At 69.1% G+C, this 20886-nt stretch carries 22 protein-coding genes; 9 read left to right on the top strand and 13 right to left on the bottom strand.

Annotated features, from left to right (window positions below; genetic code table 11):
• Positions 1-28: 28 nt before the first annotated feature.
• Entirely contained in the window at positions 29-865 is an 837-nt protein-coding gene (locus MRBLMI13_RS07610; RefSeq protein ID WP_367821576.1) for a sulfurtransferase, read from the bottom strand.
• 135 nt (positions 866-1000) lie between these two features.
• Between MRBLMI13_RS07610 and MRBLMI13_RS07615 the strand changes: the two genes are divergently transcribed.
• Positions 1001-1942, top strand: coding sequence for a DMT family transporter (locus MRBLMI13_RS07615; RefSeq protein WP_367821578.1), 942 nt, complete (start codon positions 1001-1003; stop codon positions 1940-1942).
• Positions 1943-1946: 4 nt separating this feature from the next.
• Here the strand turns inward: MRBLMI13_RS07615 and MRBLMI13_RS07620 are convergent, their stop codons facing one another.
• Both MRBLMI13_RS07620 and MRBLMI13_RS07625 read right to left on the bottom strand, forming a co-directional pair.
• Entirely contained in the window at positions 1947-2348 is a 402-nt protein-coding gene (locus MRBLMI13_RS07620; protein ID WP_367821580.1) for a (R)-mandelonitrile lyase, read from the bottom strand.
• Positions 2349-2383: 35 nt separating this feature from the next.
• A complete protein-coding gene (locus tag MRBLMI13_RS07625; protein ID WP_367821582.1) occupies positions 2384-3403 on the bottom strand; it encodes a zinc-dependent alcohol dehydrogenase family protein in 1020 nt (339 codons plus the stop codon).
• A gap of 116 nt (positions 3404-3519) precedes the next feature.
• Here MRBLMI13_RS07625 and MRBLMI13_RS07630 point away from each other — a divergent pair, with 116 nt between their 5' ends.
• Both MRBLMI13_RS07630 and MRBLMI13_RS07635 read left to right on the top strand, forming a co-directional pair.
• Positions 3520-4179 (top strand): GTP cyclohydrolase II, encoded by a 660-nt coding sequence (locus MRBLMI13_RS07630; protein WP_363573543.1) that lies wholly within the window; start codon positions 3520-3522, stop codon positions 4177-4179.
• Between the two features lie 29 nt (positions 4180-4208).
• Positions 4209-4667: a MarR family winged helix-turn-helix transcriptional regulator gene (locus MRBLMI13_RS07635; protein ID WP_367821584.1), complete on the top strand. Its 459-nt coding sequence runs from the start codon at positions 4209-4211 to the stop codon at positions 4665-4667.
• A gap of 6 nt (positions 4668-4673) precedes the next feature.
• On the opposite strand, the gene MRBLMI13_RS07640 is transcribed toward MRBLMI13_RS07635, so the two are convergent.
• Genes MRBLMI13_RS07640 through MRBLMI13_RS07655 form a run of 4 tightly spaced genes read right to left on the bottom strand, consistent with a single transcriptional unit; the run spans position 4674 to position 8206 of the window.
• On the bottom strand, positions 4674-5426 hold the full coding sequence (locus tag MRBLMI13_RS07640; protein ID WP_367821586.1) for an SDR family oxidoreductase: 753 nt from the start codon (positions 5424-5426) through the stop codon (positions 4674-4676).
• A 28-nt stretch (positions 5427-5454) separates the two neighbouring features.
• Positions 5455-5880 (bottom strand): hypothetical protein, encoded by a 426-nt coding sequence (locus MRBLMI13_RS07645; RefSeq protein WP_367821588.1) that lies wholly within the window; start codon positions 5878-5880, stop codon positions 5455-5457.
• Complete coding sequence (locus MRBLMI13_RS07650; protein ID WP_200933743.1) at positions 5877-6749, bottom strand: aldo/keto reductase; 873 nt, start codon at positions 6747-6749, stop codon at positions 5877-5879. The genes MRBLMI13_RS07645 and MRBLMI13_RS07650 overlap by 4 nt, the downstream gene beginning before the upstream one ends.
• Positions 6750-6751: 2 nt before the next feature.
• Positions 6752-8206: an MFS transporter gene (locus MRBLMI13_RS07655; RefSeq protein WP_367821590.1), complete on the bottom strand. Its 1455-nt coding sequence runs from the start codon at positions 8204-8206 to the stop codon at positions 6752-6754.
• 35 nt (positions 8207-8241) lie between these two features.
• Between MRBLMI13_RS07655 and MRBLMI13_RS07660 the strand changes: the two genes are divergently transcribed.
• Both MRBLMI13_RS07660 and MRBLMI13_RS07665 read left to right on the top strand, forming a co-directional pair.
• Positions 8242-9198: a helix-turn-helix transcriptional regulator gene (locus tag MRBLMI13_RS07660; protein ID WP_367821592.1), complete on the top strand. Its 957-nt coding sequence runs from the start codon at positions 8242-8244 to the stop codon at positions 9196-9198.
• Positions 9199-9263: 65 nt separating this feature from the next.
• Positions 9264-9620, top strand: a complete 357-nt coding sequence (locus MRBLMI13_RS07665) for a helix-turn-helix domain-containing protein (protein ID WP_079113797.1) — start codon at positions 9264-9266, stop codon at positions 9618-9620.
• A gap of 172 nt (positions 9621-9792) precedes the next feature.
• Here MRBLMI13_RS07665 and MRBLMI13_RS07670 read toward each other — a convergent pair whose 3' ends face one another.
• Entirely contained in the window at positions 9793-10386 is a 594-nt protein-coding gene (locus tag MRBLMI13_RS07670) for a ClpP family protease (protein ID WP_367821594.1), read from the bottom strand.
• Positions 10383-10997, bottom strand: coding sequence for a ClpP family protease (locus tag MRBLMI13_RS07675; protein ID WP_367821596.1), 615 nt, complete (start codon positions 10995-10997; stop codon positions 10383-10385). Before MRBLMI13_RS07675 ends, MRBLMI13_RS07670 begins: the two co-directional genes overlap by 4 nt.
• Before the next feature lie 168 nt (positions 10998-11165).
• Here MRBLMI13_RS07675 and MRBLMI13_RS07680 point away from each other — a divergent pair, with 168 nt between their 5' ends.
• Complete coding sequence (locus MRBLMI13_RS07680; RefSeq protein WP_082041096.1) at positions 11166-11633, top strand: acyl-CoA thioesterase; 468 nt, start codon at positions 11166-11168, stop codon at positions 11631-11633.
• A gap of 140 nt (positions 11634-11773) precedes the next feature.
• Here the strand turns inward: MRBLMI13_RS07680 and MRBLMI13_RS07685 are convergent, their stop codons facing one another.
• Both MRBLMI13_RS07685 and MRBLMI13_RS07690 read right to left on the bottom strand, forming a co-directional pair.
• Positions 11774-13570 (bottom strand): hypothetical protein, encoded by a 1797-nt coding sequence (locus tag MRBLMI13_RS07685; protein WP_367821598.1) that lies wholly within the window; start codon positions 13568-13570, stop codon positions 11774-11776.
• A 145-nt stretch (positions 13571-13715) separates the two neighbouring features.
• Complete coding sequence (locus MRBLMI13_RS07690) at positions 13716-14930, bottom strand: trans-sulfuration enzyme family protein (RefSeq protein ID WP_367821600.1); 1215 nt, start codon at positions 14928-14930, stop codon at positions 13716-13718.
• A 104-nt stretch (positions 14931-15034) separates the two neighbouring features.
• Here MRBLMI13_RS07690 and MRBLMI13_RS07695 point away from each other — a divergent pair, with 104 nt between their 5' ends.
• A complete protein-coding gene (locus MRBLMI13_RS07695; RefSeq protein ID WP_042540462.1) occupies positions 15035-15511 on the top strand; it encodes an Lrp/AsnC family transcriptional regulator in 477 nt (158 codons plus the stop codon).
• A 49-nt stretch (positions 15512-15560) separates the two neighbouring features.
• A complete protein-coding gene (locus tag MRBLMI13_RS07700) occupies positions 15561-17270 on the top strand; it encodes an AMP-binding protein (protein WP_367821603.1) in 1710 nt (569 codons plus the stop codon).
• 7 nt (positions 17271-17277) lie between these two features.
• Here the strand turns inward: MRBLMI13_RS07700 and MRBLMI13_RS07705 are convergent, their stop codons facing one another.
• Positions 17278-17688 (bottom strand): hypothetical protein, encoded by a 411-nt coding sequence (locus MRBLMI13_RS07705; RefSeq protein WP_367824994.1) that lies wholly within the window; start codon positions 17686-17688, stop codon positions 17278-17280.
• A 104-nt stretch (positions 17689-17792) separates the two neighbouring features.
• Positions 17793-19271, bottom strand: a complete 1479-nt coding sequence (locus tag MRBLMI13_RS07710) for an MATE family efflux transporter (RefSeq protein WP_367821605.1) — start codon at positions 19269-19271, stop codon at positions 17793-17795.
• Positions 19272-19418: 147 nt separating this feature from the next.
• On the opposite strand from MRBLMI13_RS07710, the gene cycA reads away from it, so the two are divergent.
• On the top strand, positions 19419-20879 hold the full coding sequence (gene cycA / locus MRBLMI13_RS07715) for a D-serine/D-alanine/glycine transporter (protein WP_056374858.1): 1461 nt from the start codon (positions 19419-19421) through the stop codon (positions 20877-20879).
• The last annotated feature ends 7 nt before the right edge of the window (positions 20880-20886 follow it).

A 20886-nucleotide genomic window follows, 5' to 3' on the forward strand; every position in this document is an offset into this window, starting at 1 on the left:
CCGGCACCTGACCCCGGCGCCTGACCGCTCAGCCGGGCTGATCGCCGACCGCGACCGGGCGCCCCGGCGTGTTCGACCACTGGCTCCACGAGCCGGGGAAGACCTTCGCCTCGATGCCGATCTCGTCGAGCACCAGAGCGGTATGCGCCGCAGTGATGCCCGAGCCGCAGTACGCCGCGACAGGGGTGCCCTCGGTCACGCCGACGGCCGCGAAGGTCGCCTGGAGGGTGTGCATGTCGAGGATCCGGCCCTCGGCGTCGAGATGAGCGGCCATCGGCACGTTGAGCGCTCCGGGGATGTGTCCGGCGACGGGATCGAGAGGCTCGTGCTCTCCGCGATAGCGGTCGGGCGCGCGCACGTCGAGGAGCACACCCGAGTCGGCGAACGAGGCGGCCTCGTCGATCGAGATCGCGTCGCCGCCGATCTCGTCGAGGACCACATCACCCGGCTCCGCCTGCACGTCATCGCCTGCGACCGGGAGGCCCGCGGCCGTCCAGGCGCGGATGCCGCCGTCGAGCACGCGCACATCGACTCCGCCCTGGCGCAGCAGCCACCAGGCGCGCGATGCGCTGAGTCCCTTCGCGTCGTCGTACGCGACGACGATGTCGCCCTGGTTGACGCCCCATCGGCGCGCAGCATCCTGAAGCGTCTGAGTGGAGGGCAGCGGATGACGGCCCTCAGACGGCTCTCCGTGCGTGGCCAGCTCGGTCGCGAGCGGCACGAAGACCGCCCCGGGGATGTGCCCTGAGAGATAGTCGGCATGGCCGTCCGGCCGGTCGAGTCGCCACCGCACGTCGATCAGACGAAGGGGCGCCTCGGACTTCAGCAGTTCGTCCAGTTCGGCGACGCTCACGAAATTGCTCATGAGGCGAGGCTATCGATCGGCCTTTCGAATCACGCACCTGACCGTATTCCGTCGTCATATCGGGCTCTTCGCACGATTCGGAACGGGGGTGCGCACGGCGCTAGGCTCGAGCCGGCCACGTCGAGAAAGGACAGCATGTCCACTCGACTCCGCTTCATGAGCCTGCGTCGGCAGGAGATCGCCCTCATCGCCGTCACCGCGGTGTGGGGCAGCACGTTCCTGCTCGTGCACTGGGCGATGCAGCACTCGGGGCCCTGGTTCTTCGTCGGCATCCGGTTCCTGATCGCCGGTCTGATCAGCGTCGTCATCTTCCGCCGGGCGCTGCGAGGCATGCGCTGGCGCGACATCGGCGCCGGCGTCGCGATCGGCGTGATGATCCACCTCGGATACGGGCTGCAGACCGTCGGGCTGCAGACCATCGACTCGAGCACGTCGGCGTTCATCACGGCCATGTACATCCCGCTCGTGCCGCTCGCGCAGTGGGCCGTGTTCCGCAAGCGCCCGCCCGCCATGGCGTTCGTGGGTGCCGCTCTCGCGTTCCTCGGTCTGCTGTTCATCGCAGGCCCCGACGCCTTCGCGCTCACCCTCGGATCCGGTGAGATCCTGACGCTCATCAGCACGCTGCCGATCGCGGCCGAGATCATCCTGATCAGCGTCTTCGCCGGGAGGATCGACCTCGGCCGGATCACGATCGTCCAGCTCCTCACCGCGGGCGCCCTCGGCATTCTGACCATGCCCGTCGTCGGCGAGGGCCTGCCGGAGTTCTCCTGGATCTGGGTCGGCTGCGCGGTCGGGCTCGGGGCGGCGAGCTGCATCATCCAGCTCACCATGAACTGGGCCCAGAAGTCCGTCTCGCCGACCCGCGCCACGATCATCTACGCGGGCGAGCCGGTCTGGGCCGCCGTGATCGGGCGCATCGCCGGCGAGCGCCTGCCCCTCGCCGCGCTGATCGGCGGCGCGCTCGTGGTGCTCGGCATCCTGGCCAGCGAGCTCACGCCCGTGCGGCGCCGCGAACCGGCACCCGCAGCGGCACCCGCACCCGCAGCGGCACGGGCACCGGCACGGAAGGCCGAGTAGCGGTTCAGCGCCGGCGGTAGTCCTCGTCGGTCACGTGCTCGAGCCACGTCGTGGTCTGGCTCGGGTCGTCCGCACCCTCGAGCAGCGCGAGGTGCTGCATGAAGCAGTCCTCGGCGGCACCGTGCCAATGCTCCTCCCCCGGCGGCGTGTAGATCGTCTCGCCCGGCCGCGCCTCGACGACGGTGCCGTCGCGCGTGCCGCACAGTGCAGTGCCCTCAGTGACGCGCAGGTACTGGCCGCGCGCATGCGAGTGCCACGCGGTGCGCGCCCTGGGCGCGAAGCGGACGAGTCCGCCCGACATCCGCTGGTCTGCGTCGTGCGGCGCGATGATCGGGTCGAGCCAGACGTCGCCGGTGAACCACTCGGGCGGGTTCTTCACCGTCGGGATGCGGTCTTCGATGTGCATGTCGTCTCCTGTGATCGGGTTGCCGACTGCCCGACTCAGACGGTGAGCAGGACTTTGGTGGCGCGGCGCTCGTCCATGGCGCGATACCCCTCGGCGGCGTCCTCGAGCGGAAGCGTGAGGTCGAACACCTTGCCGGGGTCGATCTTGCGGTCCCAGATGAGCTGGATCAGCTCGGGGAGGAAGCGGCGCACCGGAGCCGGGCCGCCGTGCAGGTGCACGCCCGAGAAGAAGAGCTCCTCGCCGGGCAGCGCGACGTCGTGCGAGACGCCGACGTATCCGACGTGACCGCCGGGCCGGGTCGCGCGGATGGCCTGCATCATCGACTCCTGCGTGCCGACGGCCTCGATCACCGAGTGGGCGCCGAGCCCGTTCGTGAGCTCTTTGATGCGGGCGACGCCCTCGTCTCCGCGCTCCTCGACGATGTCGGTCGCGCCGAACTCGCGCGCCAGCGCCTGGCGGTCGGCATGACGGCTCATGGCGATGATCCGCTCGGCGCCGAGTTCACGCGCGGCGAGGATGCCGAGCAGACCCACGGCTCCGTCACCGACCACGGCGACGGTCTTGCCCGGGCCGACCTCTGCGGCGACGGCCGCGAACCAGCCGGTCCCCAGCACATCGGATGCCGCGAGCAACGACGGGATCAGATCGGCGTCGGGCTGACCCGGCGTCGCGACGAGCGTGCCGTCGGCGTGCGGGATCAGCGAGTACTCGGCCTGGGTTCCGAAGCGGCCCATCGGCACGACGTGCACGCAGCGCGACTGGTATCCGGCCTGGCAGATCTCGCAGGTGTTGTCCGAGGCCATGAACGAGCCGACGACGAAGTCGCCGACCTTCACGTTCTTCACATCGGCGCCGATCTCCTCGACGATGCCGACGTACTCGTGGCCCATCGGGTCGTGGTCGACCTCGTTCGCGCCCCGGTACGGCCACAGGTCGGATCCGCAGATGCAGGTCGCGGCGATCCGGATCACGGCATCGGTCGGACGGGTGATGGTCGGCTTCTCGCGGTCCTCGACGCGAACGTCGCCGGGCGCGTACGTGACTACTCCACGCATGAGTGGTGCTCCTTCGGTCTTGTGGTTCCAGTCAACTCCCGATCTCGCGTGCTCGGGAGGTTCTGAGAGAACTCCTCTCACGGGAATATCGGTGACGTCGCCGCGTTGCACCCGACATGATTGAAACTTCAACCGTCGTTCCGGTCGCCACCGAGCGGACGCGAGTGCGCGTGCCGATGCGCTTCGCCGACGGATTCTCCACCACGGCGGATGTCGTCACATTCGACGGTCTGATCGACGGCCGTGAGCACCTGCTGCTCGGGCTCGGAGACTGGAGGGCGGCGATGGAGCGGGCGGCCGACGGCGGCGACGCACCCCTCGTGCGCCCGCACAGCGAATGCCTGACCGGAGACGTGTTCGGCTCGGAGCGCTGCGACTGCGGCCCGCAGCTGCGGGAGGCCGTGGAGCGCATCGCCGAAGACGGCGGGTTCCTTCTCTACCTGCGCCAGGAGGGCCGGGGCATCGGCCTGTACGCCAAGCTCGACGCGTACGCGCTGCAGGATGCAGGGCTCGACACGTACGAGGCGAACGTGGCGCTCGGTCGCGGCGAGGACGAACGCGACTACACGATCGCCGCGCAGATGCTGCAGGCGGTCGGCGTCGACAGCATCCGCCTGCTGAGCAACAACCCCGACAAGGCTGCGCAGCTCGAGGCACTCGGCATCCGCGTCACCGAGCAGGTGCGCACCGGGGTTCACCTGTCGGACGCGAACCACCGCTACCTCGAGGCCAAGCGCGACCACACCTCGCACACGCTCGACCTCTCCGCCGCGTGATGGAGGCAGCCGTGAGGGAGGCAGGCGCGATGAGCGAACGACGCCTCGACGACGACGAGATGGCGACCTGGCTGCCGACCATCCGCTTCGTGCAGCTGCTTCCGCAGGTGCTCGACCGCACCCTGAAGGCCGAGACCGGACTCAAGCACTCGCACTACGCGATCCTCGTGACGCTGGCAGGGCAGGGAGACCGCGCGATACCGATGACCGAACTCGCCCAGATCGCCGGACTCAGCCGCTCGCGCCTCAGCCACGCGATCGACTCGCTCGAGCATCTCGGCTGGGTGACGCGCACCTCATGCAGCAGCGACAAGCGCACGCTGACCGCTGCCCTGACGGATGCCGGTCGCGAACTGCTCCGTGCGGCGGCGCCCGTCCATGTGGCGCAGATCCGCGAGCTGATCCTCGATCCCCTGACCGCCGAGGAGCGGGAACAGCTCGGCGCGATCCTGACCAAACTGCTCCCGAGCGTCGCCGCCGCCCTCTGACGCCGATCAGGTCCCGGGCGCGACGCGGGCGAGATCTTCGCGCACGGAAGCCGGCTCGTCCGACAGCGGCATGGTGTCAGCATCCTTCGCGCCGTCGATGCCGTCGTCCGGCTCGAGAGCGGCGAAGAGCGGCTCGAGGTCGGTCTGCGCCGGCCCCCGTTCAGCGACCAGCTCGAACGTCTTGCCGTTCGCGGCCTCGGACGTCAGCGACGCCACCAGTACCTCGGCGAGCTGGGCGCGGGAGATCACGCCGTCTGCGGGGCTGCCCGAGGTGCGGGTGTCGCCCTGCAGGAAGTGCAGCTCGTGCTGGTCATCGTCGTTGTGGTCGAACCAGCTCGGGCGCACGATCGTGTACCCGTTGCCACTCGCGCGGACGAGCCGCTCGGCCCTGCGCTTCCAATCGTGGGCACGGTTGCTGCGGTTGCAGGCGCCGTCTCGATAGGTCACCCCGATCGCCGTCATCAGCGCGATGCGCAGGGGGCGATCGCCCACAGCCTGGAGAACGTTGCGCACTCCGCCGTAGTCGACGTCGCGGTAACCCGCCTCCGCGCCATGCGTGCCGTGGGTGAAGATCACCGCGTCGATGTCTCGCACGGCGTCGGCGAGGCTCGCCGAGTCGGTCAGGTCACCGCGGACGGTGTCGACTCCGCCCTGACGGCTGAGGATGCGGATGCTGTGGCCAGCCGCCGTCGCGACGCGCGCGACATGGCGTCCGATGCTGCCGGTGCCGCCGACGAGCAGGATGGTCAGTGCGCTCATGGTTCTCTCCTCGATTCGAGTCGCGATGTCAGGCTCGGGCCCGGGTCTTGATCTCGGCCAGTGCGTTCATGAAACCCTCCGAGCATCCGCTCGCTCCGGCCAGGCGATCGAGAGCGATGACGTCGATCTGCTGCCCGACGATCTCGCCGGGGAGCGCGTCTGCGAACGCCTGCTGGTGCTGCAGCGAGGTCGGGTCCTCGGCGGGAGTGGTGATCGTGACCTCGGTCACGATGTCGTCCTCGATGGTCAGAGCGACGTCCTGGTGAGACGGCAACGATCCGTACCATCCGATGGCCGCGTACTCTCCGTCTCGATAGTCGACCTCCGACGCATCCGGGGCGGGAGAGCTCTCGTCGATCGGACGCGGAGCGGAATCGGCGGCGCACGCTGCGAGAGAGACTCCCGCGACCAGCGCCCCGGCCACCCACGCGCCCGACCTGACGAGGTGACTCATGCCTCGGGGATCTCCCGGCCGAAGGTCTCGAGCGTGACGTCCTCGGGCTCCGGGCCGCGGCGCACACCGGTGTCGAGCGCATCGATGGCCTGCAGCTGCTCGTCCGAGAGCTCGAAGTCGAAGACGTCGAAGTTCTCGGCGATGCGGGCGGGGCGTACCGACTTCGGCAGCGCGGATCGACCCTGCTGCAGGTGCCAGCGCAGCATCACCTGCGCAGGCGACTTACCGTGCTCGGTCGCGATCGCCGTGAGGGTCTCGTCATCGAAGACCGATGCACCGTTCGGGCGGTACGCCGTGATGCCGCCGATGGGCGACCAGGCCTGCGTGACGGTGCCGGCAGCGGTATCCGCCTGCTGCACCTCGCGCTGCTGGAAGTACGGGTGCACCTCGATCTGGTTGATCGCCGGGACGATGCTCGTCTCAGCCGCCAGCTTCTCGAGGTGCTCCACCATGAAGTTGCTGACGCCGATGGCGCGCACCCGGCCGTCGGCGAGCAGAGTCTCGAGGGCCTTGTAGGCGCCGAGCGTGAGATCGAAGCGCGTCGGCAGAGCCTGGTGCAGGATCAGCAGGTCGAGCTGGTCGACGCCGAGCTTGCCGGTCGACTTCTCGAACGCGTGCAGCGTCTCGTCGAAGCCGAAGTCGCTGATCCAGACCTTGGTCTCGATGAAGACCTCGTCGCGCGCGATGCCGGTGCGACGGATCGCCTCGCCGACCTCGCGCTCGTTACCGTACGCGGCGGCGGTGTCGATCAGGCGGTAGCCGGTAGCGAGTGCGGTGCTGACGGCATCGACAGTCTCTTCCGGGGCGGCCTGGAAGACTCCGAAGCCGAGGGCGGGCATCTCGATGCCGTTGTTGAGCGTGATGTTCATGGTCATACCTCCAGTGTGCGAGTGGTCGCGGTGGTGAGGGAGTGCCTGGTGGAACCCCTCTCGGTGGTCTCCGCCCGCGACGCGCGCGGAGACGGAAGGATCAGTGCGAGGGCGAGCACGAGTGCGGCGACCAGGAACCCCGTCGCTGCGGTCAGAGTCACAGAGACCTCTCCGGCGAGCGCCGCCCGGGCGGTCGCCCCCGGGGTGTCGGACGCCGCCGCGATGGCGACGAGCATGCCGAGTCCGAGTGACATGCCGACCTGGTGGAACGTGTTGATGACACCGGCGGCGGCGCCGGCATCCTGCGGCGCGGTCTCGGCGATGCCGAACGAGGTCATCGGTGCGAAGGCGAGCCCCTGGCCTGCACCGATCAGGAGCATCGGCAGGGCGACGCCGGTGAGGTAGGTGCTGTCGATGCCGAGGCGGCTGAGCCACAGCATCCCGCCCGCCGTGAGGAAAATGCCGATGACCAGCGGCACCCGGCCGCCGACTCGCGCGACGAGTCGAGGGATCACGAGGGCGACCGCGAAGTTCACCAGAGTCATAGGAAGGAACGCGAGTCCCGCCTGGAGGGCCGTGAGCCCCAGCACCCCCTGCAGGAACTGCGTAGTGAAATAGAAGAAACCGATCATGGCGCCGAGGTAGGTCAGACGCACGAGGTAGGCCCCGGTGCGGATCCGGCTGTGGAACAGACGGAGCGGCATGATCGGCTGCGCCGCCCGAGACTCCGCGATCACGAAGGCCGCAAGCAGCACGATCGATGCCGAGAACGAGACGATCGTGACGGGATCACCCCATCCGGCTTCGGATCCGTGCAGCAGGCCGAACACGAGTGAGCCGATGCCGAGTGTGGAAGTGATCGCCCCAGTGATGTCGAACCGGCCGGGCGCCGCGTCGGTCTCGGGGAGGAACCGCGGCGCGAGGACGATCATGGCGATGCCGATCGGGACGTTGATCCAGAACCCCGCTCGCCACGACAGCAGGGTGGCCGCGGCGCCGCCGACGAGCATCCCGAGGCTCGCCCCAATGCCGGCGGTCGCGGCGTACCAGGCGACGGCCCTGTCGCGTTGCGCTCCCTCGGAGCTCGCCGTCAGAAGCGAGAGCGCCGACGGTGCCACGATCGCGGCACCCACGCCCTGCAGCGCTCGGGCCGAGATGAGCCACCACGCGGCAGGGGCCAGGGCGATCAGCAGGGAGGCAACCGAGAAGACGACCAGACCGAACACGAACACGCGTCGACGACCCAGGATGTCGCCGGCGCGGGCCCCGAGAAGAAGTAGTCCGCCGAAGACCAGCGTGTAGGCGTCCTGCACCCACGCGAGCTCCGAGGGGCCGAGTCCGAGGCCTGCGGCGAGCGCGGGCAGCGCCGTGAAGATCACCGAGTTGTCGAGCAGGATCATGAAGTAGCTGACGAGGATGATCGTCAGGATCGCCGCGCTGTTCCGGGTCTGTGTCATGGATCCATTCCACGCCCGGCGCGCGATCGAGAGCAGTGACGGCCGTACCCGGTACTGCCAGTACCTCCCTTCGCCGGTCGCGTGCGCGTACGGTCGATGACATGGACACCCGCAGCGAGGTGCGCGAATTCCTCTCGTCGAGGCGCGACCGCATCACCCCCGACCAGGCCGGCCTGCCCGCGTACGGCGGCAACCGCCGCGTACCGGGACTCCGGCGTGAGGAGGTGTCGCTGCTCGCCGGCGTCAGCGTCGACTACTACACGCGACTCGAGCGGGGCGATCTGTCCGGCGTCTCCGACAGCGTGCTCGACGCGCTCGCCCGCGCCCTGCAGCTCGACGAGGCCGAGACGGCGCACCTGTTCGACCTCGCCCGCGCGGCGAATGCGTCGCCTGTCGCCCGCACGCCGCGCAAGAAGGTCGAGACGCTGCGCCCCAGCATCCTGCGCCTGCTCGACGCGATGACCGAGGCACCCGCGATCGTGCGCAACAACTACTTCGACTACCTGGCCGCCAATGCGCTCGGCCGCGCTCTCTACTCGCCGCTCTTCACGACTCCGGTGCCGAACAGCGCGCGATTCGCGTTCCTCGACCCGGCCGCCCAGGAGTTCTACCCCGAGTGGGAGCGCAACACCCAGGAGCTCGTCGCGGCGATGCGCGGCGAAGCCGGACGAAACCCCTACGACCGCAAGCTCACCGATCTGGTCGGCGAGCTGTCGACGCGCAGCGAGCGCTTCCGCACCCTGTGGGCCGCGCACAACGTGCGCTTCCATCGCAGCGGCGTCAAGCGCATCAACCACCCGGTCGTGGGCGAGATGGAGCTGACCTACGAGGCGTTCGAGCTGCCCGCCGACGCCGGGCTGCAGATGTCGACGTACACGGCAGAGCCGGGCACACCATCGGCCGACAAGCTGCGGATGCTGGCGAGCTGGGCGGCGACCGACGCGGCCGTCGCCGAGCCCGAGACCGTGTCGCCGGAGCGCACCGAGGCCTGAGCGCGACGGTTCTGCTCTGAGCAGAACCGCTCGAACCCGCGCACGACGGCGGCATATCGTGAGGCATGGCCGACCTCGTCCCGTTCTCCCGTGCACCTCGTCCTTCCCGCCCTCGCCCCAGCGAGCCCGAACCGCTGTGGCGACAGATGCTCGGCGACCAGCTGCGGCGGCGACGACATGATCGCGACGAGACGCTGACCGAGACGGCCGAGAATGCCGGAGTGTCGCCGCAGTACCTCTCGGAGGTCGAACGCGGACTCAAAGAACCGTCGAGTGAGATGATCGCGGCGATCGCCGGAGCCCTCGACACCTCGCTGATCGAGCTGACGAGCGCCGTGGCCGACGAGCTGCGTCAGGTGACGGCCGCTCCGGCATCCGCTGCCGTCTCGGCCGCACGCGGGGCCTTCGCCCTCGCCGCCTGAGCCACCGCGGGAACCACGGTCGGAGTCTTCGGGCCGGGGCGTCGGCCAGATCTTCGGCCGCGGCCCGTGTCCTTTGCCCGTCTGCAGGACCACGGCACGTCTGCAGGAGCAGATCGGCAGAATCACCCCGCATCCGTGCTTCGATCCTGCAGACGGCCGGCCGGGCATCGGGTCAGACGGCCCGCTCCCCCAGGACGGTGTCGATCAGCCCGTAGTCGAGAGAGGCGGATGCCGTGAAGACGCGATCCCGGTCGGTGTCGGCGCGCAGCTCGCTCAGCGAGCGTCCGCTGTGCCTGGCGAGGATCGCCTCCATGTCCGCCCGTACGCGCACGACCTCGTCGGCCGCGAGGATGAGGTCGGGAATGGCTCCCCGCGACTGGCCCGCCGGCTGATGCAGCACGATGCGGGCATGGGCGAGCGCGGCCCGCTGACCCGGCGCTCCGGCGGCGACGAGAAGTGCGGCGGGTCCGATCGCCTGCCCGACGCAGGTCGTCGCGACCGAGGGGCGGATGTGCTGCATCGTGTCGTAGATCGCCAGCGCCGCCCCCGGGTCGCCGCCTTCACTGTTGATGTAGAACTGCACGCCCGCGTCCTGACTGTCGGCGTCGAGGTGCAGCAGCTGCGCGATGAGGGCGTTCGCCACTCCCGCGTCGATGCCGGTGCCGAGATAGATGACCCGTTCGGCGAGCAGATGCGAGTAGACGTCCATCACGCGTTCGCCGCGCGGATGCTGCGCGATGACGTTCGGGATCGTGTAGCCGCTCATGCGCTCACCCCCAGCCCGACGCGGGCCCGACGACGGGGCATGAGGTCGGCGAGCGAGTCGAGGACCTCATCGATGAACCCGTAGTCCTTCGCCTGCTCTGCGGTGTACCAGCGGTCGTGCAGCGAGTCCTCGAAGATGCGATCCACGGGCTGCCCGGTGTCGGCGGCGATCAGCCCGAGCACGGTGTCGCGCATGTGCCGCAGATCGTCTGCCTGGGTCTCGAGCTCGCCCGCCGAGCCGCCGATGCCGGCGGAACCCTGATGCATGAGGATGCGCGCGTGCGGCAGTGCCCTGCGCTTGCCCTTCGCGCCCGCCGAGAGCAGGAACTGCCCGGCGCTGCACGCGAGTCCGAGCGCGAGGGTCGACACGTCGTTCGGCACCAGCGTCATGAGGTCGCGGATCGCGAGCATCGACGGCACGGAGCCGCCGGGCGAGTGGATCCACAGGGCGATGTCGGTCGTCGGATCCTCGGCCGAGAGGGTGAGCAGCTGCGTCATCAGCAGCGTGCCGTTGTCGTCGTCGAGGGCGCCGTCGAGCACGAGCACGCGTTCGTGGAACAGCGCTCGCCTGGCCTCGGGTCCGAAGTGCGGGATGGGGGTCTCTTCGCTCATGGCCTCAGCATCCGCCGTGTCGAGTCCGTTCGGAACCGAATCCGCCCTCGGCAGATCCGCCGGAGGCAGAGCGACCCGAGGCAGAGCGACCCGAGACCGAGCGACCGTCGACATGCACGGATGTGCACGCGTAACACCACCGACTCACGATGCTCCTACCCTCGAAGCATGGCGAAACAGCAGACACCCGAGTGGCAGTGGTCCGAAGACGGCATCAACTTCCGCACCCGCAAATGGGTGAAGCCGGAGGACCTGAACGCGAACGGATCGCTGTTCGGCGGCAGCCTGCTCAAGTGGATCGACGAGGAGGCCGCGATCTACGCGATCGTGCAGCTGGGCAACTACCGCGCGGTGACCAAGCACATCTCCGAGATCAACTTCGAGGCCTCAGCCGTGCAGGGCGACCTGATCGAGATCGGCCTGCAGGCGACCCACTTCGGCACCACCTCGCTGACCATGCGCGCGGTCGCCCGCAACATGATCACCCGCAAGCGCATCCTCACGATCGAGAAGATCGTGTTCGTGAGCCTCGACGAGGACGGCACGCCGACCCCTCACGGGTACGACGAGATCACCTACAACCGCGATCGGATGCCGACGGAGCGGATCGCCACAGGCACGATCCGCCTGCCGTAGAGCCAGGCTCCGGCATCCTCTCGCCCTGTGTCTCACGCGCGCCGAAGGAGATCTCCCGTGTCGAAGGACGATCGTGCGGATCGGGTTCTTCGGAACGAGAGATCTCCTTCGATGCGTGCGGCGTCAGTCCGGGATGCCGCTCAGACGCTCCGACGGTGACTGACGCGGTGGCCGATCCAGAAGCCGACCGCGATGAGTCCTGCCAGCGTGACGACGAGCATCCAGGGCAGCATCGACGGCGCAGCGCCCGCCGTCGCGGTCGCGAGCGTGCCGGAGCCGTCGGCGATCAGGCCGTTGCCGTCTGCGAGTTCCGATGCACCCGCCTCGAGCTTGTCACCGCCCTCCGCCAGTTCGCCGGTGCCTTCGGCCACAGTGGCAGCACCCTCGGAGAGCTCGCCGACGCCGGTGCTCAGGTCTGACGCACCGACCTTCAGCGTCTCGGTGCCCTCGGCCAACGCGGTCGCGCCCTCGTCGAGGCTCGCCGCACCGGCGCTGAGCCGCGCCGAACCGTCCTGCAGCGACACGGCGCCATCGGCGAGAGTGTCGAGACCAGCGGCGAGCCGATCCGCGCCGGCCCACAGCTCTGCGGTGCCCGCCTTCAGAGGCTGCAGTCCCGTGGCCAGCGCGAGCGCGCCTCCCGAAAGCTGCGAGGCTCCGTCGCTCAGTGGCTGCACACCGTCGGCGAGCTTCAACGCACCGGCGGACACCGCTGAGGCGCCTGCCTTGAGCGTGCCCACACCGGACTCGAGCGTCGAGGCGCCCGCGGCGAGACCGGAAGTGCCGGCCTTCAACTGCTGCACCCCCGTGACGAATGCCGGGGCCCCTGCGGTCGGGTCTGCCAGCGCGACCGTTCCCGGCCATCCCTGTGCGGCATCGCCGTTGACCAGCGCATTCGCACCGCCGGCGACCAGCTGCGCTCCGGCGGCGGCCTGGATCGTCCCCTGCGCGAGCACGGGTGCCGCGGCGGCCGCTCCGGCGATTCCGTCGACCTGAGCATCCACTCCGGCGGCGAGAGCAGCGAGCTGCTGCATCTGCGCGTTCGTCGGGTCTGCCGCAGCGAGCTGGGAGAGCGCATCGGCCAGCTGCTGCGCGTTCGCGGGGGCACCGTTGGCCGCCTCGGTGATCGCCGCGGCGTTCTCCGGGCTGGCGAGCGCCTGAAGCTGTGGCGTCACGGCGCCGGTGATCGTCGAGCTGAGCTGGTTCGCCCCGTCGAGCACCTGCCCCGCGACCTGGTGCGCGCCGGCGACCCCGGCGGCGAGATTCGTCGCCCCGTCGAGCACCGACTGGGCTCCCGCGTCGACCTGCAGCGCGCCCGTCGTGAGGTCCTGAGCGCCGTCGACGAGCGACTGGGCTCCGCCGTCGACCTGCTGCGTTCCTGCGGCCACCTGCTGAGCGCCGTCGAGTGCGGCCCGGGCTCCTGAGTCGATCTGCTGCGCACCGGCCGAGACCTTCTGCGCACCGTCGAGCGCAGACTGCACACCGGCATCCGCCGTCGTGAGTCCCGATTCGAGACGCTCGGCACCTGTGAGCGCCGACAGTGCTCCGGCGCTCAGCCGAGCAGCCCCGGACGCGGCGTTCGAGGCGCCGATCGCGAGAGTGTCGGCACCTACGGCGAGCGCGGCGGCGCCGGTGGAGGCGCTCTGCGCACCCGTGGCGACCTTCTCGGAGCCGACGTGGGCGCTCGTCGCTCCCGCCGCGAGCTGCTCCGTGCCTGCGGCGAGCTCGTCGGCGCCCGCAGAGAGATCACCGGCACCTGCGGCGAGGTCGGCCGAGCCGTCTCGTGCGGTGGTGGTGCCGTCAGCGAGTTCCGCGGCACCGGCCGCGATCTTGCCCGTGGTCAGGAAGAACAGGATCACCATCGCGGCCAGCAGCAGGCTGAGCACGATCACGGCTATGCGCATTCCGATTCCGTGCGCGTGGGGCTTTGCACTCGTCATTGAGGACTCCCGGGGTCAGTGGCGTCCTTGCCACCGGCGAGTGTATGGGCGGGCTCTCAGGATTCGCACAGGTTTGCTCCTCGGAACTAGATACCGTTCATGGTGAGACTCAGTTCCTTGTAGCTGTTCGACAAACGTCGCGACCTCACGCCCACGAACGGCCGGATGCCACGGCGCCCTCCACCCGCGACAGTGCAGCGAATGCCTGCGCGAGGTCGGCGATCAGGTCGTCGACGTTCTCGAGACCGATCGACAGTCGCAGCACATCGGCGTCGGGGCGCGCTTCCGCCGGCACGGGCCGGTGCGTGAGCGCGGCCGGATGCTGGATCAGCGAATCGACCCCGCCCAGCGAGACGGCGTGGGTGAACAGCGACGTCGATGAGGTGACGGCGGATGCCGCGGCATACCCGCCCCGCATCCGCATTGCGATCATGGCCCCGGTGCCCCGCATCTGACGCTGGATGATGCCCTGCGGGTCGTCGTCGAGTCCGGGATAGAACACCTCGGCGATCTCGGGGCGGTCGATCAGCCACTGCACGATGCGGCGAGCGCTCTCCTGCTGCGCGCGCATGCGCACCGGGAGGGTCGCGAGCCCACGGTGCAGCAGGTAGGCGCCGAGCGGATGCAGCAGACCGCCGGTCACGGCACGCACACGGCGGAGCGCCTCCGCGGTCTGCTCGTCGCAGGCCACCACGCCCGCGATCACGTCGCCGTGTCCGCCGAGGTACTTCGTAGCGCTGTGCAGCGACATGGCCGCACCGTGGTCGAGGGGATTCTGCAGCACGGGCGTCGCGAAGGTGTTGTCGACGACCACCGGCACGACTCCCGCCTGCGCCACCACGGCGGCGATGTCGGCGATCTCGAGCGTCGGATTGGCGGGGGTCTCCACCACCACGAGTCCCGTGTCCGGACGGATCGATGCGGCGACCTCGGCAGGGTGGCAATAGGTGGTCTCCACACCCAGCAGGCCGGAGCCGAGCAGGTGATCGGTGCCGCCGTAGAGGGGACGCACCGCCACCACGTGGTTCTTCCCCGCTGCGGGGCCGTGCGCGAGGATCACCGCGGTCATCGCCGCCATGCCCGATGCGAAGGCGACGGCGGCCTCGGCGTGCTCGAGCTCGGCGAGGGCGTCTTCGAACCGCCCCACGGTGGGGTTCCAGAGCCGCGCGTAGACCATGCTGCCGTCGGCGGGCGGACGCCCACCCGTCGCCATCGCCTCGTACGAGTCGCCACCGCGCTCGATGTCGGGCAGCGGGTTGGTCGTCGACAGGTCGATCGGCAGCGCGTGGACTCCCAGTGCCTCGAGGTCTGAGCGGCCGCTGTGCACGGCGACGGTGTCTGGATGTAACGGTGCAGTCATGTCTGCCACGTTGCCCGAAACGCGATGGATGCGCAGAGATTCGACAGCATCCGTCGGATTCTGGCTCGTTCTCGATATTCTGAGCAAAGAGGCAATACCAGGAGGTGCGGGCATTGGCGAAAGCACAGCTCGACGAGATCGATCTCGAGATCCTCGCCGTGCTCACCCGCGACGCCGAGGTCACGAACAAGGCGCTCGCGCACGGGCTGGGTCTCGCCGAGTCGACATGCGCGCACCGCGTGCGCGCACTGCGCGAGCGCGGGATCATCCGCGACACCCGGATCCGGGTCGACGGGTCGGCTCTCGGACTGCCTCTGCAGGCGATCATCAAGGTGCGCCTCGCGAATCACACGGGCCCCAAGGTCACCGCGCTCTTCGACGCGCTGGCGGCCATCCCGCGGGTGCTGCAGGTGTTCCACGTCGCGGGTGTCGACGACTTCCTCGTGCACGTCGCGGTGCAGGATGCCACCGCCCTGCGCGACATCGTGCTCGAGCACATCACGATCCACCCCGTCGTCCGCGGCACCGAGACGCAGCTGGTGTTCGAGCTCCGCGACGGCGCCGGCCTGCTCGCGCGCTGAGCGGATCGTGGGCGAGGATGGACACGTCTGCCGAGCAAGGGAGCCCAGAATGAGCCGCAGCGCCACCGCAGCCACGTCCGCGATCAGAGAGATGCGCGACTTCCTCTTCGCGAATGCCACCGACTACGCGGCGGCGCGAGACGGGTTCGTCTGGCCGACGCCCACGGAGTTCAACTTCGCGCTCGAGTGGTTCGACGTCATCGCGGGCGAGACGCCCGACCGCCCGGCCGTGCAGATCGTCTCGGCCGATCTCAGTCTCGAGTCGTGGACATACGGAGAGCTGTCGGCCCGCTCGGATCAGGTCGCGGCCTGGCTGACCGGCCTCGGCATCCGACGAGGCGACCACGTCATCGTGATGCTCGGCAACACCATCGAGCTGTGGGAGGTGATGCTCGCGATCACCAAGATCGGCGCGGTGTCGATCCCGACGTCGACCCTGCTCTCGGCATCCGACCTCGCCTACCGCGTCGAGCACGGCCAGGCCCGCGCGATCGTCACGCTCGGCAGCCTCGCCGAGCGCATCGCCGACATCGACGCCGACGTGCTGCGCATCGGTGTGGGTGACGGCATCCCCGCCGAATGGACGCGCTTCGACGGCTCGTCCGACGCCCCTGCGGCCTTCGAGCCCGACGCCGCCACACCGGCCGACGACACGGCCCTGCTCTACTTCACGAGCGGCACGACCAGCCGCCCGAAGCTCGTGCAGCACACGCACGTCTCGTATCCCGTCGGACACCTGTCGACCATGTGGTGGCTGGGCGTGCGACCCGATGACGTGCACCTCAACATCTCCTCACCCGGCTGGGCGAAGCATGCGTGGTCGAGCTTCTACTCGCCGTTCCTCGCCGAGGCGACGGTGTTCGTCTACAACTACGACCGGTTCGACGCGAACACCCTGATGCAGGTCATGGACACCCACCACGTCTCCACGTTCTGCGCTCCGCCGACGGTGTGGCGGATGCTGATCCAGGCCGACCTCGCGCGCCTCACCCACCCGCCGCGGGAGCTGGTCGGAGCGGGCGAGCCGCTGAACCCCGAGGTCATCGACCGGGTGCGCGCGGCGTGGGGCGGCACGATCCGCGACGGCTTCGGGCAGACCGAGATGACGGCCTGTGTGGGCAACTCCCCCGGTCAGGTCGTGAAGGTCGGCTCCATGGGGCGCCCGCTGCCCGGGTACCCGGTCGTGCTGCTCGACCCCGCCACCGGAGAGATCGCCGAGCACGAGGGCGAGATCGCGCTCGACCTGGCCCACCCTCCGGTCGGGCTCATGGCCGGGTACTACGACGATCCGGACAAGACGGCCGAATCCCGCGTCGGCGGCTTCCATCACACCGGAGACATCGCCCAGCGGGATGCCGACGGATACCTGACCTACATCGGCCGGGCGGACGACGTGTTCAAGGCCTCCGACTACAAGATCTCGCCGTTCGAGCTCGAATCGGTGCTGCTGGAGCACGACCTCGTGATCGAGGCGGCGGTGATCCCGAGCCCCGACCCGACGCGACTCGCGGTTCCGAAGGCGTACGTGTGCCTGCACCCCGACGCGGTCGGCGCCGAAGCCGACGCCGCCCGCTCGATCTTCGCCTACGCCCACGACCGCCTGTCGTCGCACCTCTGGGTGCGGATCATCGAGTTCGTTCCCGAACTGCCCAAGACGATCTCGGGCAAGATCCGCCGCGTCGAGCTGCGCGCCAGAGAGGCCGAGCGCGTGACCTCAGCAGACGAGGCCGCACAGCACCGCGACCGCGACTACCGCTGACGAGCTCTCAGCCTGCCAGCGCGGGCTGACTGCCTGTGCTCGGCGTCACCGTGGTGCCCCGCGGCACGACGACCGGGTCCGGTGCGTCGATGAGCGCCTGGACGCGCGCGGCGCGGGCGGCTTCTCGTGCCGGCTCACCCGTGTTCACGATGCCGCGACCCACTGCTCCGATCACCAGCATCGCGACGAGCGCGGCGCCTGAGATCAGCAGCGGCGTCCACTGATTCGCGAACGATGCCGTGGAGCTGAGCATCGCGCTCGGAATCCACAGACCGACCGCTCCGCCGGCGAGACCCGCCGCTCCGCGCATGATCGCGATTCCTGCGATGAGCGCACACAGCGCTGCGAGCACAGCCCCCACCACTCCGATCGGCACCAGAATCGATGCCAGTTCGCTTGCCACCCTTGACGATGTCATCACGACCCCCCGGTCTGCGGAATCTCCGCATCACCAACATTACGAAGTGTCGGCATGCCGGGCATCCATCTCAAGGATGATGTTCTGCAACTGTGACGAGCTGTTCAGCGGCGCGTCAACCGCGCGAAACGCGAGGTCCTGATCACTCGCACCGGCTGGGTGACGACCGCGTCCACGACCATCGAGCCGTCGGTGGGTCCGATGATCGCCATCGCCGAGGTCTCCGTGGCCTCGACGGGGTCGACGCGCATGCGGCCGAGCGACCGGTGCGCACGCACGTACGCCGGCACCAGCAGCACGATCGCGCCGAGCCACGCGAGAGGGTTGCTGAGCGCGACGCCCTCGAAGCCGATGAGCGCGCCGAGCACGATGGCGGCGCCCACGCGCATCACCAGCTCGATCACACCCGTGACGGTGGGCACCAGGGTGTGGCCGAGGCCCTGCAGCGCACCGCGGAGCACGAACAGCACGCCGAGCGCCCAGTATCCGCATCCGTTGATGATCAGCATGAGGTGCGCGAGTTCGACGACCCCATCCGCTGCCGCGCCCTCGCCGACGAACAGCCGCACCAGCGGCGCCCCGAACGCGATGATGACGCCTCCGAGCGCGATGCCGGCGGCGATCGCCATCCAGGTGCCCTCCACGACACCGCGGCGGATGCGGTCGGGGCGGCGTCCGCCCAGGTTCTGCGCCGTGTACATCGATGAGGCGAGACCCAGCGACGAGAGGAAGGCCACGGCGAGGCCGTCGACACGAGACGCCGTCGTATAGGCGGCGACGGCCTCGGAGCCGAGGGTGTTGAGGGCCACCTGCACGACGAGCGTGCCGATCGCGATGATCGACGCCTGGAAGCCCATCGGCAGGCCGAGGCGCAGGTGCTCTCGGATGTCGTCGCGGGTGACGCGCCAGTCGGCACGACGCAGGTGCAGCATCGGCAGCCGGCGACGCACGAACTCGAGGCACAGCACGACCGACACGGCCTGGGCGACGACGGTCGCGAGAGCCGCACCGGCCACGCCCCAGTCGAGCGGGGCGACCATGAGGATCACGAGCCCGACGTTGAGCGCACACGACACCGTGAGGAAGATCAGCGGAGTGCGCGAGTCGCCGATGGCACGGATGATCGCCGAGAGGAAGTTGAAGAACATCGTCGCGCTGGCGCCGATGAAGCTGATCTGCGTGAAGATCGCCGCCTCGGCCATGAGCTCGTCAGGCGTCTGCAGCAGGGCGAGCGTCGGCGCCGCGATCAGCGGCGCGACGATCGTGAGCACCACGCTCGTGATGCCGGTCAGGATCACGCCCGTCGCGACCGAGCGACGCACCGCTGCGCCGTCTCCCGCGCCGAACGCCTGCGCGATCGGGATAGCGAAACCGCTCGTCAGGCCCCAGGCGAAGCCGATCAGCAGGAACAGCAGGCTGCCGGTCGCGCCGACGGCGGCGAGGGACTCGACGCCGAGGTGTCGGCCGACGACGACGGCATCGGCGAACTGGTACATCTGCTGCACGACATTGCCGAGCAGCAGGGGGATCGAGAACGACAGGATGACACGCCACGGGCGGCCCGTGGTGAGAGAGGTGGCCATGGTGGGAGCGGCTCGCAGAACTGGGGGGATGATCGGGGGTCGAACCAGGATATCGAATCGATTCGGTTAACTGCCATCCCCGATCGGCCATTACGGTCGGAAGGATGCCGCAGCGGGACGCGGCGCCCAACACCGGAGGTTCGAGCGATGACGACAGAGAGAACACGGGGATCCGTCGGGGTGGACGGAACCGCCGACGGCGACGACCAGCACCTGAAGAGGGCCCTGAGCAACCGTCACATCCAGCTGCTCGCGATCGGCGGCGCCATCGGCACCGGCCTCTTCATGGGCAGCGGCAAGACGATCTCGGTCGCCGGCCCCTCGGTGATCTTCGTCTACATGATCATCGGCTTCATGCTCTTCTTCGTGATGCGGGCGATGGGCGAGCTGCTGCTGTCGAACCTCAAGTACAAGTCGTTCAGCGACTTCGCGAGCGACCTGCTCGGCCCGTGGGCCGGCTTCTTCACCGGATGGACGTACTGGTTCTGCTGGGTCGTCACCGGAGTCGCGGATGTGATCGCGATCGCGGGGTACACGGATGCGCTGATCCCCGGCATCCCGTTGTGGATCCCCGGCGTCCTCGTGATCGTCATCCTGCTCGCACTGAACCTGCCCACCGTCGCCGCGTTCGGCGAGATGGAGTTCTGGTTCGCGCTGATCAAGATCATCGCGATCGTCGCGCTCATCGTCACGGGTCTTGTGATGATCTTCACCGGCTTCCAGCACGATGCGGGAACCGCGAGCTTCAGCAACCTGTGGGACCACGGCGGCATGTTCCCGCACGGCTTCATGGGCTTCGTCGCCGGGTTCCAGATCGCCGTGTTCGCCTTCGTCGGCGTCGAGCTCGTCGGCACCGCCGCGGCCGAGACCAAAGACCCCGAGAAGAACCTGCCCAAGGCGATCAACGCGATCCCGATCCGCATCCTGCTCTTCTACGTGGGCGCGCTCATCATCCTGATGGCGGTCACCCCGTGGACCGAGTACGTCGCCGGCGAGAGCCCGTTCATCGCGATGTTCGCCCTCGCGGGTCTCGGGATCGCGGCGACGGTGGTGAACCTCGTCGTGCTGACCTCGGCCATGTCGAGCGCCAACTCGGGCATCTACTCGACGTCGCGCATGGTGTTCGGCCTCGCGCAGGACGGCGACGCCCCGCGCGTCTTCGGCCGGCTGTCGAAGCGACGTGTGCCGCAGAACGCTCTGTTCCTGTCGTGCATCCTGCTGCTCTCGGGCGTCGTGCTGCTCTACGCGGGCAAGGACATCGGCACCGCGTTCGACATGGTGACCACGGTCTCAGCCGTGTGCTTCATGTTCGTCTGGACGATCTTCCTCTGCAGCTACCTCGTGTACCGCCGTCGGCGGCCGGAGAAGGTCGCAGCGTCGAAGTTCCGCATGCCGGGCGGCATCTTCATGGTCTACGTGGTGCTCGCGTTCTTCGTGTTCATCCTCTGGGCGCTCACGACGCAGCCCGACACCCTGATCGCGCTGCTCGTGACGCCGATCTGGTTCGTGCTGCTGCTCGTCGCCTGGATGTTCGTGCGCACGTCGCAGAACCATCTGACCCGTCACGCGGAGCACATCGCGTACCTGCGCGACGACTCCCCGGAGTAGTCCTGGA

Origin of the sequence: Microbacterium sp. LMI13-1-1.1, assembly GCF_040815625.1 — a bacterium.
Classification (GTDB): domain Bacteria; phylum Actinomycetota; class Actinomycetes; order Actinomycetales; family Microbacteriaceae; genus Microbacterium; species Microbacterium forte.